A 17,224-nucleotide genomic window follows, 5' to 3' on the forward strand; every position below is an offset into this window, starting at 1 on the left:
GGCGCACACCACTGGCTTGGGCGATATGCCGGTTTCTGTACACGGGTGCTTTTCGGCCAAATCGGCCTGCCGCGGTCCCGGAACGGAACCGTTCGAAGGCAACACACAGCCCGGGAGGCGGTGTTCGCCTCCCGGACCGGTCCGCCGCCCGCGGGGATGGAGGCGGCGGTGTCCCCCAGCCCACTGACTCCAGCGCAGCGGGCCGACCCACGCATCGCCAATGGAACCGTTCCCGTCATGGCCGGAGAAGAGCGCACGCACGGGCGCACGGCCACACGGCGGGGGCACGCATCGCCGTCGAAGTACCTACGCACGGACAACAATCTCGCCATCCGGAACTGGGCCTCTTAACGCTTGGGATGCGGCGAACTACGCTGTGTGTGCTGTTGTTTTCGCGGAGGCATATACCTGGAGGATCGGCCAAACGCTCTTGCGGCCGCCATTCCGGCCACCGCCCCCGGGGGAACGCAGCACGAATGCCGCGAGCGGTCCAGCCACTGCCCGGCAGCCGTCTGTGTCGAGGGGTGGCGCATGTCCAGGGAGCAACGCGGGCCGAACGAAAAGCTCGGCACCGTTCTCGCCCTCGCGGGAATCAGCAATGCGGGACTCGCCCGCCGGGTCAACGACCTCGGCGCACAACGCGGGTTGACGCTCCGTTACGACAAGACATCAGTGGCGCGCTGGGTGTCCAAGGGCATGGTGCCGCAGGGCGCCGCCCCGCACCTGATCGCGGCGGCGATCGGACAGAAACTCGGCCGCCCGGTGCCACTGCACGAGATCGGCCTCGCGGACGCCGACCCCGCGCCTGAGGTGGGCCTCGCCTTCCCGCGCGACGTGGGGGCGGCGGTGAAGTCCGCGACCGAGCTCTACCGCCTCGATCTGGCGGGCCGCCGCGCGGGCAGCGGCGGGATCTGGCAGTCGCTTGCCGGGTCCTTCGCCGTCAGTGCCTATGCGACGCCCGCATCGCGCTGGCTGATAACCCCCGCCGACAGCTCCGTCGCACGTGACGTCACCCGCGAAGCACCGCGCGACACCGTGCACGCCGACGACGGCGGCGCGCCGATGAAGGTGGGCCACAGCGACGTACTGAAGCTGCGGGAGGCCGCCGAGGACGCGCGCCGCTGGGACTCCAAGTACGGCGGCGGGGACTGGCGTTCCTCGATGGTCCCGGAGTGCCTGCGCGTCGAGGCGGCCCCGCTGCTGCTCGGTTCCTACTCCGACGAGGTGGGACGCGCCCTCTTCGGAGCGTCGGCCGAACTGACCCGCCTCGCCGGGTGGATGGCCTTCGACACGGGCCAGCAGGAGGCCGCCCAGCGCTACTACATCCAGGCACTGCGGCTCGCGCGTGCGGCCGCGGACGTCCCCCTCGGGGGGTACGTTCTCGCGTCCATGTCCCTCCAGGCCACCTACCGCGGCTTCGGGGACGAGGGAGTCGACCTCGCACAGGCCGCCCTTGAACGGAACAGGGGCCTGGCCACCGCGCGCACGATGAGCTTCTTCCGCCTCGTCGAGGCACGGGCACACGCGCGTGCCAACGACGCGCACGCGGCGGGCGCGGCGCTGCGGGCCGCCGAGGGCTGGCTGGAGCGGGCCCGTGACGGCGACCACGACCCCACCTGGCTCGGCTTCTACTCCTACGACCGCTTCGCCGCCGACGCCGCCGAGTGCTACCGCGACCTGAAGGCCCCCCGGCAGGTGCGGCGCTTCACGGAGCAGGCGCTGTCCCGCCCCACGGAGGAGTTCGTGCGGTCGCACGGCCTGCGGCTCGTGGTGTCGGCGGTCGCCGAGCTGGAGTCCGGGAACCTCGACGCGGCGTGCGAGCAGGGGACGCGGGCGCTGGAGGTCGCCGGGCGGATCTCGTCCGCGCGGACCACGGAGTACGTGAAGGATCTGCTGCACCGACTGGAGCCGTACGGGGACGAGCCCCGGGTGGTCGAGCTGCGCGAGCGGGCCCGGCCCCTGCTGATGGCTCCGGCGTAGGGGGGGCCGAGGCCCGTCCTCCGGCCCGCTCGTCCGCCCGCCGCCCCGTCCGGGCCGCGACGTGGTGAACGCACGGGTGGGCGCGAGTTAAGGGGCGGAAAGGATCCGGCGCCCGAGGTTTGGCGGCGTTGTCAGTGGCGCAGGGCAGTATCTGAGGGTGGGAGGTGAGGCGCGGTGAAGAAGGTCGCGTACGACTGCGATGTGCTGGTGATCGGCGGCGGGATCGTCGGGCTCGCGACGGCGTATGCCCTCACGCGCGCCACCCCCGGCACCCGGGTCACCGTCCTGGAGAAGGAGCCGGGCCCGGCCCGCCACCAGACGGGCCGCAACAGCGGCGTGATCCACAGCGGGATCTACTACCGCCCGGGCTCCCTCAAGGCGAGGTACGCGGTCCGTGGCGCCGCCGAGATGGTCAAGTTCTGCGCGGAGTACGGGGTGGCGCACGAGGTCACCGGCAAGCTGATCGTCGCCACCGAGCGGGCGGAGCTCCCGCGTCTGCACTCCCTGGTCCAGCGCGGCAGGGAGAACGGCATTCCGGTGCGCGAGCTCGGCCCCGCCCAGATCACGGAGTACGAGCCGGAGGTCCGCGGCCTCGCCGCCATCCACGTGGGCACGACCGGGGTGTGCGACTACAGCGCGGTGGCGGAGCGCCTTGCCGACGCCTCCGGGGCCGAGATCCGGTACGGGGCGGGGGGCGAGGTCGTCCAGATCGACCGCCGCGCGGACCGTGGCGTCGCCGTCCGCACCGCCGACGGCTCCGTGGTGCGCGGCAGGGTCCTGGTGAACTGCGCGGGGCTGCACTGCGACGGGATCGCGCGGCTCACGGGGGACGACCCGGGGATGCGGATCGTGCCGTTCCGGGGTGAGTACTTCGAGCTGGCCCGTCCCGAGCTGGTGCGCGGCCTCGTCTATCCCGTGCCCGACCCGGCCTTCCCTTTCCTCGGCGTCCACCTCACCCGGGGCATCGACGGCGGCGTCCACGTGGGGCCGAACGCGGTCCCCGCGCTGGCCCGCGAGGGGTACGACTGGTCGGTCGTCCGGCCCCGCGAGCTCGCCGGGACCGTCGGCTGGCCCGGCTCCTGGCACATGGCGCGCCGGCACTGGCGGTACGGGGCGGGGGAGCTGCGCCGGTCCGCGTCCAAGTCCGCCTTCACGGACGCGGTGCGCAGGCTGCTGCCCGCGGTCCGGCCCGACGACCTGGTCCCCGCGCCTGCGGGGGTGCGGGCGCAGGCCGTCCTGCGTGACGGCACGCTGGTCGACGACTTCCTCATACGGGAGGGGGCGCGGGCGGTCCACGTCCTGAACGCGCCTTCGCCTGCCGCGACGGCGTCCCTGCCCATCGGCAGGGAGGTTGCTCGGCGGGCCTTCGAGGCGTTGCGCTTGGCGCGCGGCGGGGCGGGGTGAGTGGCTGACGGTGCCGGTTCCTGGGCGTGGCCCTGCGGGCGGCGGCGCGGTCCTCGTCTGCGGGCTGTACTGGGCTGGTCGCGCAGTTCCCCGCGCCCCTGACAAACCACCGCCCGCGCCCTGCCGCTCGGCGCCGTCACCCTCACGGGACGGCTGCTCTCACGCTCGGCTGCGGACCGGACTCGGCTGAGCGCGCAGTTCCCCGCGCCCCTGACAAACCACCGCCCTGCCCCGTCACCCTCACGAGCCAGCCGCTCTCACGCTCGGCTGCGGACCGGACTCGGCTGAGCGCGCAGTTCCCCGCGCCCCTGACAAACCACCGCCCGCACCCCGCCGCCCTGCCCCGTCACCCTCACGAGCCAGCCGCTCTCACGCTCGGCTGCGGGCCCGACTCGGCTGAGCGCGCAGTTCCCCGCGCCCCTGACAAACCACCGCCCCGCCCCGTCACCCTCACGAGACAGCCGCTCTCACGCTCGGCTGCGGGCCCGACTCGGCTGAGCGCGCAGTTCCCCGCGCCCCTAAAGACGCCACCTGCGCCCAGCGCTCAGCGCTGCCGCCGCCCCCCGCCCCCTCACACGGCGCACGCCACCCGCCCCCGCCCCGTAAAATTGCCGCACTGTGTCTGACTCTCCCCGTAACGCCGATGCTCCCGACGCCCCCGCCGCCCGGTCGGGTGGGCGTTCGCAGGCTGCGCCCAGGTTTCCTGGGGGGCCCTCGCCCGATCCCGCCGGGTCGCATCACGAGCGGCGGATTCGTAGCTTCCAGCCCCGGCGCAGCCGGGTCACCACCAGTCAGGGGGACGCCCTGCTGCGGCTCTGGCCCCAGTGGGGGCTGGACATCGACGGTCTGCGCACCCTCGACCTCGCCGAGCTGTTCGGCGACGAGCAGGGGCCGCGCCCCGGGCTGCCCATCGTGCTGGAGATCGGCTTCGGCATGGGCGAGGCCACCGCGAAGATGGCCGCCGCCGACCCGGACACCGGCATCCTCGCCGTCGACGTGCACACACCCGGTCAGGGCAACCTCCTCGGCCTCGCCGAGCGCGCCGGTCTGACCAACGTCCGCGTGGCCAACGGGGACGCGATCATTCTGCTCCGGGAGATGCTGCCGCCGGAGTCGCTCGACGGGCTGCGCGTCTACTTCCCCGATCCCTGGCCCAAGGCCCGGCACCACAAGCGCCGTCTCATCCAGCCCGAGTTCCTGACGCTGGCCGCGCCCTCCCTCAAGCCCGGTGCGCTGCTGCACTGCGCCACCGACTGGGAGCCGTACGCCGAGCAGATGCTCGAGGTGCTCACCGCGCACCCCGACTTCGAGAACACCCGGCCCGACGGCGGGTACGCCCCGCGCCCCGACTTCCGCCCCCGCACCCGCTTCGAGGGCCAGGGCCTGGACAAGGGCCACGTCGTCCACGACCTGCTGTTCCGACGCGTCGCCCCCACCACGGCGACCGCGCAGGACTGAGGCACCGTCGCGGCCACCCCCATCCCTCGTTAGGGTCGACGACGTGGCCACCGGTTCTCCGTATCCGATACCCCCCGAGGCACCCGCCCCGAGGGAGCTCCGCCGTGTCCGCTGGTGGCAGCGGCGCGCGATACGCGTGGCCGCGCTCGTCACGCTGCTCGCCCTCTCCGGCCTGGTGATCCTCGCCCTGGTGCGGGAGCAGACCGGCACCGAGGGCTTCCTCGTCGGGCTCGGCCTCGCGACCGTGCCCGTGCCGCTCCTCGTCGCCGCGTTCCGCTGGCTGGACCGGGTGGCACCGGGCCCCTGGCGGAACCTGCTCTTCTCCTTCTCCTGGGGAGCCTGCGCCGCCGCACTCGTCGCGATCGTGGCGAACAGCTTCGCGATCCGCTGGATAGCCACCGCCACCGCCGACCCAGGCAGCGCGGACACCCTCGGCGCGACCGTCATCGCCCCGATCGTCGAGGAGAGCGCCAAGGCCGCGGCCGTGCTCCTCGTCTTCCTCTTCCGCAGACGCGACTTCACGGGCATCGTCGACGGCGTCGTCATAGCGGGGGTGACCGCGACCGGGTTCGCGTTCACCGAGAACATCCTCTATCTGGGCAACGCCTTCGTCACCGACCAGCTCAGCCGCGAGAGCGGCCTCGCCTCCGTGACGGCCGCGACCTTCTTCGTACGCGTCGTCATGTCGCCCTTCGCGCACCCGCTGTTCACGGTCCTGACCGGCATCGGCTTCGGCATCGCCGCGCTCTCCGCCGAGCGGCAGCTCCTGCGCCGCGTGCTGCTCCCGCTCGGCGGGCTGCTGCTCGCGATGGGCATGCACGCGCTGTGGAACGGCTCCGCGGTCTTCGGTCAGTTCGGCTTCTTCACCGTGTACGCCCTCTTCATGCTCCCGGCGTTCGGCCTGCTGACCTGGCTGGCCATCTGGACCCGGCAGCGCGAGCTGCGCACGATCCGCGAAGAGCTGCCCGTGTACGCGGCGGCGGGCTGGCTCACCCCGTCCGAGCCGTTCGCGCTCGGCTCGATGCGCGCCCGCTCACTGGCCCGCGACTACGCCTCGTACACCTGGGGCAAGCCCGCGGCCCGCACGGTCGCGGAGTACCAGATGTACGCGACGTCGCTCGCGTTCCTGCGCCACCGGGGCCGCCGCGGCCGGGCCGGGGCCGACTTCGTCGTACGCGAACGGGAGCTCCTCGAAAAGCTCTGGGAGCGCCGCGAACCGGCCCGCCCCGCCCTCGCGTACGCGGCACAGGCGACAGCGCCGGTCGTGCCCTCAATGCCGTACGGGGGCTATGGCGGGTATGGGGGCTATGGCGGGTATGGGGGGTACGGCCATCCTGCGCCACCCTTCCCCTACGGCCATCCGGCGCCGCCCCTCCCCTACGGGCAGCCGCAGCCCTACCCGGCCTACGGCTACCCGACTGCGTACCACAACCCCTACCGCCCCTAGGGCCTACGCGGAGGCCGTGTTCAGCGCCGAGAGGTCGGCGTCCGTCAGGTCCAGGTCGGCCACCGCGAGCAGCGCGGGCAGCTGCTCCACCGTGCGCGCGGAAGCGATCGGCGCGGCCACGGTGGGCTGGGCCGCGAGCCAGGCCAGTGCCACGGTCGGCACCTGTGCGCCGTGGGCCTGCGCGATCTCGTCGAGGGCGGTGAGGACGCGGTCGCCCCGCTCGGTCCCCACGTACGCCTCGACGCGCGAGTACCGCGCACTCTCGACGTGTGCGCCCGCGCGGTACTTGCCGGTGAGGAAGCCCGCCGCGAGCCCGAAGTAGGGGACGGCCGCGAGGCCGGAGCGGGAGGCGACCTCCTGGAGGGGGCCCTCGTAGGTGTCCCGGGAGACGAGGTTGTAGTGCGGCTGCAGCGCGACGTAGCGCGCGAGGCCCTCGCGGTCGGAGAGGTCGAGGGACTCCTGGAGCCGCTCGGGGGAGATGTTGGAGGCGGCGATGGCGCGCACCTTGCCCGCCCGCACCAGCTCGTCGAGCGCGCCGATGATCTCCTCCACGGGCACGGACGTGTCGTCGAAGTGCGTGTAGTAGAGGTCGATGTAGTCGGTGCCGAGGCGTCGCAGGGACGCGTCGGCGGCGCCCTTGATGGTCGCGGCGGACAGGCCCTTGTACTCGGGGTGGGCGCCGACCTTGGTGGCCACGACGACGTCGGAGCGGTTGCCTCGCTCGGCCAGCCACTCGCCGATGAGGGTCTCGGACTCGCCGCCCTTGTTGCCGTCCACCCAGGCCGTGTACGCGTCGGCGGTGTCGATGAAGTTGCCGCCCGCCGCGGTGTAGGCGTCGAGGACGGCGAAGGACGCCGCCCGGTCCGCGGTCCAGCCGAAGACGTTGCCGCCCAGGGAGAGCGGGAAGACTTCGAGGTCGGATGAGCCGAGTGGGCGAAGAGGAGTCATACGCTCCTCAACGCCCCCGCCCCGGACGGAATTCCGTGCAGGGCACACCGGAATCGGGGGTGAGGAATCAGGGGTTGAGGCCCTTGCCCTGCAGCCAGCCGAGCGGGTCGATGCCGGTGCCGTCGGCCGTGTGGACCTCCATGTGGAGGTGCGGGCCCGTGACGTTGCCGGTCGCGCCGACGCGGCCGATGACGTCGCCCGTGGAGACCTTCTGGCCCGCGCTGACGTTGAGCGAGGACTGGTGGCAGTACCAGATCTCCGTGCCGTCCTCGAGTTCGAGCACGGTGCGGTAGCCGTACGCACCCGCCCAACCGGCCTCCTTGACGGTGCCGGTGTGCACGGCCTTGAGCGGGGTGCCCGTGGGCGCCGCGAAGTCAAGGCCGGTGTGGTGGCCGGAGGACCACATGGATCCGGCGTCACCGAAGTGCGAGGTGAGGGTGTACGAGGAGGTGGGGATGACGTAGCTCTTGGCGAGCTTGGCCAGGCGCGCGGCCTCGGCCTTGGCCTTCCGGGCCTCCTCCTCCTTCTTCTTCTTGGCGGCCGCCTTGGCGTCCGCTTCCTTCTCGGCGGCCTTGCGCTGGGCGTCCGCCTCTTCGCCCGCCTTCTTGGCGGCGGCGTCCTCGGCGGCGGTCCGCACGGCGGTGTCCGCCTGGTCCTGCTGGTTCTCGGCCTGCTGCATGATGCGGGCGCGCAGGGCCTCGCCCGCATGGGTGTTGCCCTGCTCGGCGTCGGCGGCGCTGACACCGGCGGCGGTGAGCGGGGCCGCGGCGGCCGCGGTGGTCGTGGCGTCCGACGTGTCGTCGCCGGATATCAGGGAACCCACGCCAGGAAGGGACTTGGCCTCGGGCAGCGAGTCCGTGACGACGCCGAGGTCGGGCATCGATATGGAGACCGGCGGCTTGCCGTCCTGCGCGGTGGCGATGCCGCCCGCGCCGACGGCGGCGATGACGCCCACGCCGAGCACGGTGGAGCTGCGGGCGAGCCCGCCGCCGCTCTTCTTGTGCACACGGTGCCTGCCGCGGACGGGACGGACGGACTCCTCGGTGGGGTTCCACTCTTCGAAGGAGCCCTCGTCGTACGAGCCGAAGTCGTCGTCATTCGGTACGTACACGGCTTGGGGGGCAGGCCGGTTGGACGCCACTGGGGCGCACTCCTTTCCTTCCTTCTCGCCTACCGGGTTAGCTGACGGGTTCGGAGCAGGAAGGTCTCCTACGAGCATCTGGCACGGATGCACAGCTGCCCGATTCACCCCATGTTGGTGGTTCCCCGGCTCCCTTTCGGGATTAGGCGCGTGCGCGCGGAGCCGACTCGAGTGACGGCTGGGACGACCGCGCTGCGTTATCGAACGTTAATAGACAGCGGGTCGGTATTCCAAGCCGTTCCGGTTGATCGTTAACGCTCATCGGCTGTACGTACCGGGACACGAGGGTGCGGAACGGGGCGAGTTGACCCCATCTCTTTAAACACCGGAGCTTCACATTCCCTTGACAGTGCGTCAGATGTTATGCGGAGCGGTGCACTTCAGTTACCGGCCGTAACGTCGGTCGTGACGTCCGGATCCCCGGCAGCGGGTCGCCGCACCGCGAGCAGCGCCATGTCGTCCGTCATCCCGCCCCCGGTGTGCCGCCGCACCTCCCCCGCGAGCGCGGCGAGGAGCGCGTGCGGGCCGCCGCGGCCCGGGAAGATCCGCCCGCCGAGCCGGGTCGCGGGATCGTAGAACTCCCCCGCCGCGTCCCGCGCCTCCGAGAGGCCGTCCGTGTAGAAGAGCAGCAGCGCGCCGGGCGGCAGCTCCGTCTCGTCCGCACGGTCCGGCCAGGCCCCCAGATCGCCCATGCCGAGCGGCAGCGCGGGTTCGGTCGCCGACAGGACGCAGAGCCGCCCGTCGCCGCGCAGCAGCAGCGGCGGCGGGTGCCCGCGGTTGATGAGCCGCACGGAGCCCTCGCCGTGCCGGATCTCGGCGAGGACGGCGGTCGTGAACCCCTCGAACGCGTCGAGCCCGTCGCGCCGGGTGCCCTCGCGCGCGAGCGCCCGCTCCAGGCGCTGCGCGACCGCCTCCAGGGTGGCCTCCTGCTCGGCGGCCTCCCGGAAGGCGCCGATGACGACGGCGACGGCCGCGACCGCGCCCATGCCCTTGCCCCGTACGTCGCCGACGATGAGCCGTACGCCGTGCGGGGTGTCCTGCACCGCGTACAGATCGCCCCCGATGAACGCGTCGGCCTGCGCGGCCTCGTACCGCGCCGCGATGTCGAGCCCGCCGATGCGCGGGTCCGGCGTGGGCAGCACGGCGCGCTGGGTGGCTTCCGAGATGGAGCGGGCGATGGCGAGCCGGTCGTTGCTGCGGCGCACGACGCGGTTGATGACGATCGCGAGACCGGCGACGGTCACCACGGTGACCACCTCGGTGACGGCCTCGACATGGCTGTTGACGGCGCTGCTGTAGTGCAGGAGGAGGACGGCGCAGGTGGCCGCCGCGCCGGTCAGGACGGTGTTGAGCCGTGAGTAGAAGGGGGCGGCGATCAGCGGGGCGGCCGTGAAGAGGGGGGCCGCGGTGAACTCCGCGGGGGTCACCGCGTCGTACACGGCACCGACGACGAGGAGCAGGAGCGGCAGGGAGCGGACGAAGGCCCGCTCGGGCCCGGTGGCCCCACTGGCCCCCCTGGCCCCGCTCTCGTCGGGTCCTCCTCGCTGCCCCACCGCTTGTCTCCCGCCGAATCCGCACCCATCACCGCGCTGCATTCAGGGTTCCCGCAGCGGCGGGCGGGTGCGACCTGGTGTGGGCCGACCGGGTGAGCGGCGAGCGGTCCGGGCGGGAGGATCCGGGCGGAAAACGCCGATGGCCCGGAACCATGAATCATGGTTCCGGGCCATCGGTCATCAGTAGCGGGGACAGGATTTGAACCTGCGACCTCTGGGTTATGAGCCCAGCGAGCTACCGAGCTGCTCCACCCCGCGGCGATGAACACAACTCTACGCCATCCGAAGGGGTGCGTCGAACCACTTAGGCGCTGCCCGCGTGCGTGAGGGTCTCCCAGGCCACGAAGAGGCCGTCGGTCCCCTCGGGCCGCCGCTGCTCCGTGTACTTCTCGGTCTGCGGCATCTCCAGCTTCAGCCGCCCCCGCAGATGGTTCAGGCCGACCTCCGTGTCGGGCCCCATGTCGCGCTCCACCTTGCCGCCGCACAGCCACTCCGGCGCCTTCGCGCCCAGCTGGTACTTGGAGTGGAACTCGAAGGCGGCCCGCAGCCGGTCCCTGACCTCCCCGTACAGGTCGACGCCCTGGTGCCAGGCGGTCTCCGCCATGTGCGAGGTGGCGGCGAGCGAGTAGCTGGCGTGCTTGAAGTTGCGGCAGGTCTCCTGGGAGAGCCCGTCGGCGTACGTGCCCTGCCCGAACCAGTACTTCTTCAGCTCGGTGGCGGTGTCGATGGCACTGCCCGCCGGGGAGACGGGCAGCTTCCCGTCCGACTTCAGATAGAAGTACGCGGGCACCCGCGTCCTGAAGTGCCCCACGGCCTTCTCGAACGTGGCGTGGTCGTCGAGGAAGACGGCCATGCTCATGGTGGCGTCGGCCATCACCAGGTCCCAGTTGCCGTTGCGCTCGACGGACCCGTCCCTGACCTGGGGCAGGTAGGCGTTGCGCAGCATCCGTTCGAAGCGCAGGAGCTGCCCGTCGGGCCAGCCGTCGTACGTGTAGCGCACGGCCTCGGCGGCCCGCGCCCAGGACGAGGCGGCCCAGCCGGTCTGCAGCCCGGCGTTCTCCTCGGTGTGCCCGGTGATCACCTTCGACCAGGCGTCCATGATCTGCACGGCCTTCTCGGCGTGCGCGCGCTCGCCGGTGATGTTCCAGAGCAGGGCGTGCGTGTACGCGGCCAGCGCGTCCTCACGCTCCTCCACGCACCCCCGGCCGGGGCGGGTGTCGGGCGGACACTCCACGACGGCGTACGGCCTCGCCGTGTAGTCGTCGGCCGCGTACTTGCTGGCCCGCATCTGCTCGTACGCCGCGAACCACGGCTGCTCCCGCGCCCTGACGTGCGCGCGGACCCGGTCGAGCTGCTCCTTGCCGACCAGGACGCCGGGGTGCTCGAAGGCCCGGTCGAGGGGGCGGGCCGCGGCCGTACGCGTGCCGTCCCCACCGGAGCCACCACCTCCGCAGGCCGCGGCGAGGCCGACGAGAAGCGGTGCGACGAGCAGCACGAGTACGCGCTGCCGCCGTCGACGGACCGTTGCTGCCATCACCGCACCTCCCGCTGCGCCGTCGGCCTCCCGACGGCAACTGGCAGTCCAGCGTGACCCGCGGCCCCGGCCCGCGCGCGACCTGAGTGAGCCGTTCGGGTCAGATCACCGGGGGCCTGCCCAGCCGCGTCAGCCGCCAGACGGTGCGCCACCGCATGGGCTTGCGCCCGCCGCACGGCGTCCGCACCCCCTCGGCGAATCCCGCGGCCCAGGCCCGCAGCCCCGGCAGCGAGCGGGTGCGCAGGAGGGTGAGGAGGGTCCAGATGCCCAGGTGCACCGGGATCAGCGGCAGGGGGAGGTTGCGGCGGACCAGCCAGACGCGGTTGCGGGCGGTGTTGCGGTAGTAGACGGCGTGCCGGGCCGGGGAGGTCTTGGGGTGCTGGAGCAGCAGGGCGGGTTCGTAGAGGATCGTCCAGCCGTCGTCGACGGCCCGCCAGGCCAGGTCGGTCTCCTCGTGCCCGAAGAAGAACTGGGCGGGCCAGGTGCCGGTGCGGGCCAGCATGGCCGTGGACAGGGCGTGGCCGCCGCCGAGGAAGGCGGTCACCGGGCCCCGGCGCATCGGGTCGGTGGCGCGCAGCCGCGGGATGTGGCGGCGCTGGGTCTCGCCGTGCTCGTCGGCGATGCGGAAACCGACGATGCCGAGGCGCGGGTCGGCGGCGAACAGGTCGCGGATCCGGCGGAAGACGTCGGTGTCGACGAGCAGGCCGTCGTCGTCGAGTTCGATGACGACGTCCACGTCGCCGAAGTCCGTGAGCCGCTCGATGGCGACGTTGCGGCCGCCCGGGCAGCCGAGGTTCTCGTCGAGCTCGACGGCCGTCACCTCGCCGGGCAGGGCGGGGAGTCCGGGCAGCGGCGAGCCGTTGCCGACGAGGACGACGCGGTCCGCGGGCACGTCCTGCATGGCCACGGACGCGAGCAGGGCGTCGAGCTCTCGGGGGCGGTTGCCCATCGTGATGATGGCGACGCCCAGGCGCGGCGGCTGCGGCACGGTGAGGCTCCTGACGTGCGGGGTGCGGGAAGCGGAACAGTCAACACCACGACGCCCCGCCGAGCCGAAATCGGCGCAGGACGCGGAACCGGACCTGCGCCCACAGTGGCCTCTGCAACACGACTTGATTCGGGCTGGGTTGGCGCTTGAGCAGCCCGAGCACACATGGCCTGCGGCGGTATCGTCGGGAAACCCACGACGCCATCCAGTGACCGGTTGCGCCGAACGCTCACTGCCTCTTTCTCTCCGGGAGTGACCACGCAATGTCAGCCATCACCGAGCTCAGCGAACTGAGCGGCGAGTACGTCCTCGACACCGCCCGCACCCGGATCGGCTTCGTCGCCCGCCACGCGGTGGGCCCCCATGTCCACGGCCTCTTCGAGGAGTTCGACGGAAGCGCACGGCTGGACGGCGACAACCCCGAGAAGTCCGGCATCCAGCTCACGATCAAGTCGGAGAGCATCCAGAGCCACAACAAGTTCCGCGACAACCCGGTGCGCGCCAAGTTCCTGGACATCAAGAACCACCCGGACATCACCTTCACCTCGACCGAGGTGCGGCAGGTCGACGACACCCACTTCGAGGTCACCGGCGACCTGACCATGCGCGGCACGACGAAGGCGCTCACCCTGGCCGTCGAGTCGACGGGCGGCGAGAGCGACCCGCAGGGCGACGTCAGGGTCGGCTTCAAGGGCAGCGTCCTGATCAACCGCAAGGACTGGGGCGTGAAGGCGAACCCGGTGGACACGCTCTTCGTCGGTTCGCAGGTGACGGTGGAGTTCGAGATCGCCGCGGTCCGCCGCCCGTGACGGCCGCCATGGCTTCTTCCGGTTGCCGCCCGGCGCCTGCCTTGAAAGTGCGGGGTTCGGGCAGCCTCCCCCCATGGCGGTAGACGCGAGTGTTCTGCTGAAACAGGTCGATTCCACCCGAGAATGCGCCATTCTCCTCATGGTGCGGGCCCATCAGGCCTTCGACGTGAGTCACCAGCTGGCCATCGATTACCGACAGCGCACCAGCCGGGCACGGGCGGAGGTCGAGGCGCTGCGCCGCGAGAACGCGCAGCTGCACAAGGCGCTCGCCGGACGCCCCGTGGTGGACCAGGCCCGCGGCGTGCTGATGGCCGCGGGCGCCCATGGGGCCCAAGGCGCCTGGAAGGTACTGGTGGACACCTCCCAGCGCACCAACACCCGGCTGCGCCTCGTCGCGGAGATGGTGGTGGCCAGCACCGCCGACGGGCCGGTCTCCCCGCGCATCGCCGCGCAACTGCGGCAGTCCCTCGCCCGACACGCCGCGGAACGATGAGCCGCCCCCGGACCGCGGGGGAACTCGCATACCGTCGAGACGTGACCACACGCTTGCCGGACCCCGGTGAACGAGCCGACGTCGTACTGATCGCCGCGTCCGCCGGCGGCATCCGGGGCCTCGGCGCGCTCCTGGCCGGACTGCGCGCCCCGTTCCCCGTGCCCGTGCTGGTGGCCCAGCACCTGCGCCGCGAGCGGGAGACGCAGATCGTCCGCATCCTGACCCGGACGTCCACGCTCCGCGTGAAGCTGGCCGACGGCGGCGAGACCCCCGAAGCAGGCACCGCCTACGTCGCCCCGCCGGACCACCACCTGTGCGTGGAGAAGGACGGGGCACTCGCCCTGAGCAGCGCGGGGCGGATCAACTACGCCCGGCCGGCCGCCGACCCGCTCTTCGAATCGGCGGCGCGGACCTTCGGACCACGGATCATCGCCTGCGTCCTCACCGGCGCCGACAGCGACGGGGCCCGGGGCGTCGAAGCGGTCAAGGCGCAGGGCGGCACCGTCATCGTGCAGGACCCTGCCAGCGCGGAGTTCTACAGCATGCCCAAGGCGGCCGTGGACACGGGCAAGGCCGACGCCGTCCTGCCCCTGGAGGACATCCCGGCGGCCCTCAACCGTCTCCTGCTGCCGCGCTGACAACAGGCCGACAGCGAAGAGCCCCGGCCAGCCTGTGGCTGACCGGGGCTTTCGCGGTAGACCGTGTGGGACTCGAACCCACAACCAATGGATTAAAAGTCTCCGGAGAGCCCGAAACGATCAATGTCGGGGCGTTCCGGATCATGCTGCCGAGTGTTGCGGCCTAGGGGAAATAGCAGGTCACGCCCAGTTCAGCCGTGATGGTCCGTACCGAACTATGCGCACTCTCCGGCACCGTTCGGCAGCATCCGGGCCAGCAGCGGGCCAGCAAAAAGGCCCCGCCACCTGCGATGACAGAACCCGTTCGCCGACCACACTAGAGCCTGTCCGATGGGGTCAGTCGTCGCTGAACGGTCATGAACGTCAGTCACCGCGTCGCCCCCCCCCTGCCGAGTGCGAAGAACACCCCACGAACGGAGCCGTCCGAGCAGACGGCATCGCCACCTCCTGACGTTGTCCACGAGTAGGTGACAGATCGCCCATCTTCGGGCCGTCGCTCCCAGCCTTGCGGTACGGTCCATGCCCTCGATGAGCCGTGGGGGGACCATGAGATGCCGTTTGATCGCAGCCGGAGCCGCCTGCCTCGCGCTCACCGCATGCGGCAGCGGCAGCAGCAGCGGTGACAAGAAGCCAGGTGCCGAGAACCACGTCAGCACCTCCGAGGAAGCGAGTACGCCGAGCCCCGAGGTGCTCGCCTTCGGCAAGCCCGCAACTACCGCGGGCGAGAGCGGCAAAGGGGTCTTGGAGATCACCCCGACCAACGTGGTGTTCACAGCTACGGACGGCATCTCCGACGCCAAGTACGGCATGTTTGCCGTCATCACGACCAAGAACCGCGCCATGACAGGCGCGGCGGCCGAACAGACCGCTCCCATCAGCAACGGAGGGTGGGAGTGGATCGCCTCTGATGGACAGACCATCAGCACCTTGGATGGCGAAGCCACCAGCGTCACTATCGACCGCTACAACAACGCTGGCCCCGTCGAACCGGGCACCTACCAGCTAGACCTCGAAGTGTTCGATCTGACGCCGAAGCAAACACAGGGCGGCACACTCATCTACCGTGACGGCGACGGCATGGCGCACAGGTGGAAGATGCCCAGCAAGGACACCGGGCCGGAAGTGACTGGGCTGAAGAAGGAACTCCGGTAAAGGCCGCAAAGGCTGTCTCGTACGTGGACAGAGCGGAGACGGCTCACCCCGTACGGCCTTACCTGTCGGACAGGCTCTAGGCCACTGGCTCCTCCGTGGCACGCCTCCGGGCACGCGGAACGGCCGCCGCCGCACGCTCGGTCAGGTCCTGCTCGTACTCCTCGAACAGTTCCATGTACGTGTCCGAGGTCAGCGCGATGGTGGAGTGACGCAGCTTCTTCTTGGCGTCGTGCAAGTCGCCTCCTCCGGCCTTCACGAGTCCGGCGGCGCTGTGGCGAGTGTCGCGGAGGTTGACCGGCGGAAGATCAGCCACCTTCACGATCTTGTCGAACTCCCGGCTCACGACGTCCGGGTGAAGCCAACTGCCGTCCTCGGCTGTGAACACCTTGCCCGTGTTCGCCCAGTCGGCCACGTTCTTGCCCGCTGCCCGCTCCCCCGCCGCCATGGCGTTCCAAGCGTCGCGCTCGGCGGACTGGCGAACTCTGTGCTCGTTCAGCACGATCACAGTTCCGTAATCGATCATGACTGAGGCCGCCGAACCGTCCGTCTTCGGCGCGGTCTCAATCGGCGTCCACCCATCGACGACGATCTCGGTGGTCACGTCCACCCGAGGCGGCGCCTGCTCAAGGTGGCAGTCCGCCCACCCCTGGCCCACCCCCTCGCCACGACGGAGGCCGTGATGGGTGATCAAGTGATAGATGGCGTAGAGCCGGTGGCCCTCGGCAGCGTCCAGGAACTCGCCGAGCAGTTCGGGAGTCCACACCATCACGGGCCCGGGAACCTGGCCCGTCTCCCGCCAACGCGCTATTCGCTCGGCGGTCCACAGAAGCCCCTTGGGGCGAGCCGCCGATTCCAGCTCGACGTGTGCCGCCGCGTTGAACGTAATCAACTGCTGCGCAATCGCCTTGTTCAGGGCGGTGCGCAGCGTCCGGCGGATCGCTTGCCGGGTCGAGGGGCCGTTCGCCTTGCGGTACGGCTTCATGTCGTCGAGCTTGGCGCGCTCCGCTGCCAGTCGTTGGCGCTCGCTGGCGGGCGGGCGTCCCGGCTTCCCCCACCGACAACGCGCTTCCTGCTCTCGCCGGGCCTGGTTCTCCGCACGGATCACGTCGGACTCATCGGCGATGGCGTCGAACATCTCCTGAACGTGACCGACCGACAGGCGGTCGAGGCGGAGGTGCCCTATCCGCGGTTTCAGGTGCACGCGGATGTGCGAGGCATAGCCGTTGTTCGTCGTCTTCCGGGTCTTCTTGGCGGCGAACCACTTGTCGAGCCACTCGCCAACGGTCATCTTGCCGTCGAGCGGCACACCGACCCCGAGGCGCCGAGAGACCTCGGCAGGCGAAGGGATCGGCGCCCGGCTCTTGGCTACACCGGCCAGAAGGTCGCCAACTCGCTGCTGTGCGTCCTGGTCATCCCCAGCAAGGTCGAGGATGGCGCGCACGCGGTCGAGATCGGCCTGCGCGTCCTTGACCTTGTCGTATCCGGTACGGCGGAACGTACGGCGCTTACTGTCGGCGTCGCGTGGTAGTTCTTGGCGTATCGCCGGGCGCCCATGAGTGCGCTTCGCGAGGTCCGGGCACTCAGTGCCCAGGAGCCTTCCGTTGCCATCTCGGCACTCACACCGCCTGTAGACGGCACCTCCGCGGCGGCTACTGGCCATTGATCCGCTCCCCCTCAAT

At 71.2% G+C, this 17,224-nt stretch carries 14 protein-coding genes, 1 tRNA gene and 1 riboswitch; of the genes, 8 read left to right on the forward strand and 7 right to left on the reverse strand.

The annotated features are described in order from the left end of the window. The first annotated feature begins 531 nt into the window (after window positions 1-531). From AC068B_RS34240 to AC068B_RS34255, 4 genes are all read left to right on the forward strand, one after another. The gene (locus AC068B_RS34240) at window positions 532-1,980 is read left to right on the forward strand and encodes an MFS transporter (protein WP_478675424.1); all 1,449 of its coding nucleotides are present in this window, start codon (window positions 532-534) and stop codon (window positions 1,978-1,980) included. Between the two features lie 174 nt (window positions 1,981-2,154). Then, a complete protein-coding gene (gene lhgO, locus AC068B_RS34245) occupies window positions 2,155-3,384 on the forward strand; it encodes an L-2-hydroxyglutarate oxidase (protein ID WP_478675425.1) in 1,230 nt (409 codons plus the stop codon). Between the two features lie 618 nt (window positions 3,385-4,002). Continuing rightward, window positions 4,003-4,842 carry a tRNA (guanosine(46)-N7)-methyltransferase TrmB gene (trmB, locus tag AC068B_RS34250; protein WP_478675426.1) on the forward strand — a complete coding sequence of 280 codons (840 nt, stop codon included), beginning with the start codon at window positions 4,003-4,005 and terminating at the stop codon, window positions 4,840-4,842. 43 nt (window positions 4,843-4,885) lie between these two features. Next, entirely contained in the window at window positions 4,886-6,289 is a 1,404-nt protein-coding gene (locus AC068B_RS34255; RefSeq protein WP_478675427.1) for a PrsW family intramembrane metalloprotease, read from the forward strand. A 3-nt stretch (window positions 6,290-6,292) separates the two neighbouring features. On the opposite strand, the gene AC068B_RS34260 is transcribed toward AC068B_RS34255, so the two are convergent. The 6 genes from AC068B_RS34260 to AC068B_RS34285 form a co-directional block, all read right to left on the reverse strand. Beyond that, on the reverse strand, window positions 6,293-7,237 hold the full coding sequence (locus AC068B_RS34260; RefSeq protein ID WP_478675428.1) for an aldo/keto reductase: 945 nt from the start codon (window positions 7,235-7,237) through the stop codon (window positions 6,293-6,295). A 67-nt stretch (window positions 7,238-7,304) separates the two neighbouring features. Continuing rightward, the gene (locus AC068B_RS34265; RefSeq protein ID WP_468565400.1) at window positions 7,305-8,378 is read right to left on the reverse strand and encodes a M23 family metallopeptidase; all 1,074 of its coding nucleotides are present in this window, start codon (window positions 8,376-8,378) and stop codon (window positions 7,305-7,307) included. An 11-nt stretch (window positions 8,379-8,389) separates the two neighbouring features. Next, window positions 8,390-8,537, reverse strand: a riboswitch (cyclic di-AMP (ydaO/yuaA leader). 221 nt (window positions 8,538-8,758) lie between these two features. Then, window positions 8,759-9,973: a PP2C family protein-serine/threonine phosphatase gene (locus AC068B_RS34270; protein WP_478675429.1), complete on the reverse strand. Its 1,215-nt coding sequence runs from the start codon at window positions 9,971-9,973 to the stop codon at window positions 8,759-8,761. Window positions 9,974-10,115: 142 nt separating this feature from the next. Continuing rightward, window positions 10,116-10,189 (reverse strand) — tRNA-Met (locus AC068B_RS34275). A 46-nt stretch (window positions 10,190-10,235) separates the two neighbouring features. After that, window positions 10,236-11,465, reverse strand: coding sequence for an alginate lyase family protein (locus AC068B_RS34280; RefSeq protein WP_478675430.1), 1,230 nt, complete (start codon window positions 11,463-11,465; stop codon window positions 10,236-10,238). A 100-nt stretch (window positions 11,466-11,565) separates the two neighbouring features. Beyond that, window positions 11,566-12,414 (reverse strand): glycosyltransferase family 2 protein, encoded by an 849-nt coding sequence (locus AC068B_RS34285; protein ID WP_478675538.1) that lies wholly within the window; start codon window positions 12,412-12,414, stop codon window positions 11,566-11,568. A 302-nt stretch (window positions 12,415-12,716) separates the two neighbouring features. Here AC068B_RS34285 and AC068B_RS34290 point away from each other — a divergent pair, with 302 nt between their 5' ends. The 4 genes from AC068B_RS34290 to AC068B_RS34305 all read left to right on the forward strand — a co-directional run bounded on the left by AC068B_RS34290 (window position 12,717) and on the right by AC068B_RS34305 (window position 15,545). Beyond that, window positions 12,717-13,262 carry a YceI family protein gene (locus AC068B_RS34290; RefSeq protein ID WP_478675431.1) on the forward strand — a complete coding sequence of 182 codons (546 nt, stop codon included), beginning with the start codon at window positions 12,717-12,719 and terminating at the stop codon, window positions 13,260-13,262. Between the two features lie 73 nt (window positions 13,263-13,335). Next, window positions 13,336-13,755, forward strand: coding sequence for an ANTAR domain-containing protein (locus AC068B_RS34295; RefSeq protein WP_478675432.1), 420 nt, complete (start codon window positions 13,336-13,338; stop codon window positions 13,753-13,755). A gap of 41 nt (window positions 13,756-13,796) precedes the next feature. Beyond that, entirely contained in the window at window positions 13,797-14,393 is a 597-nt protein-coding gene (locus AC068B_RS34300; protein WP_478675433.1) for a chemotaxis protein CheB, read from the forward strand. Window positions 14,394-14,951: 558 nt separating this feature from the next. After that, entirely contained in the window at window positions 14,952-15,545 is a 594-nt protein-coding gene (locus AC068B_RS34305) for a hypothetical protein (RefSeq protein WP_478675434.1), read from the forward strand. Window positions 15,546-15,621: 76 nt separating this feature from the next. Here the strand turns inward: AC068B_RS34305 and AC068B_RS34310 are convergent, their stop codons facing one another. Next, complete coding sequence (locus AC068B_RS34310) at window positions 15,622-17,205, reverse strand: site-specific integrase (protein ID WP_478675435.1); 1,584 nt, start codon at window positions 17,203-17,205, stop codon at window positions 15,622-15,624. Window positions 17,206-17,224 lie beyond the last annotated feature (19 nt).

This window comes from Streptomyces sp. NPDC042371, from assembly GCF_056437465.1.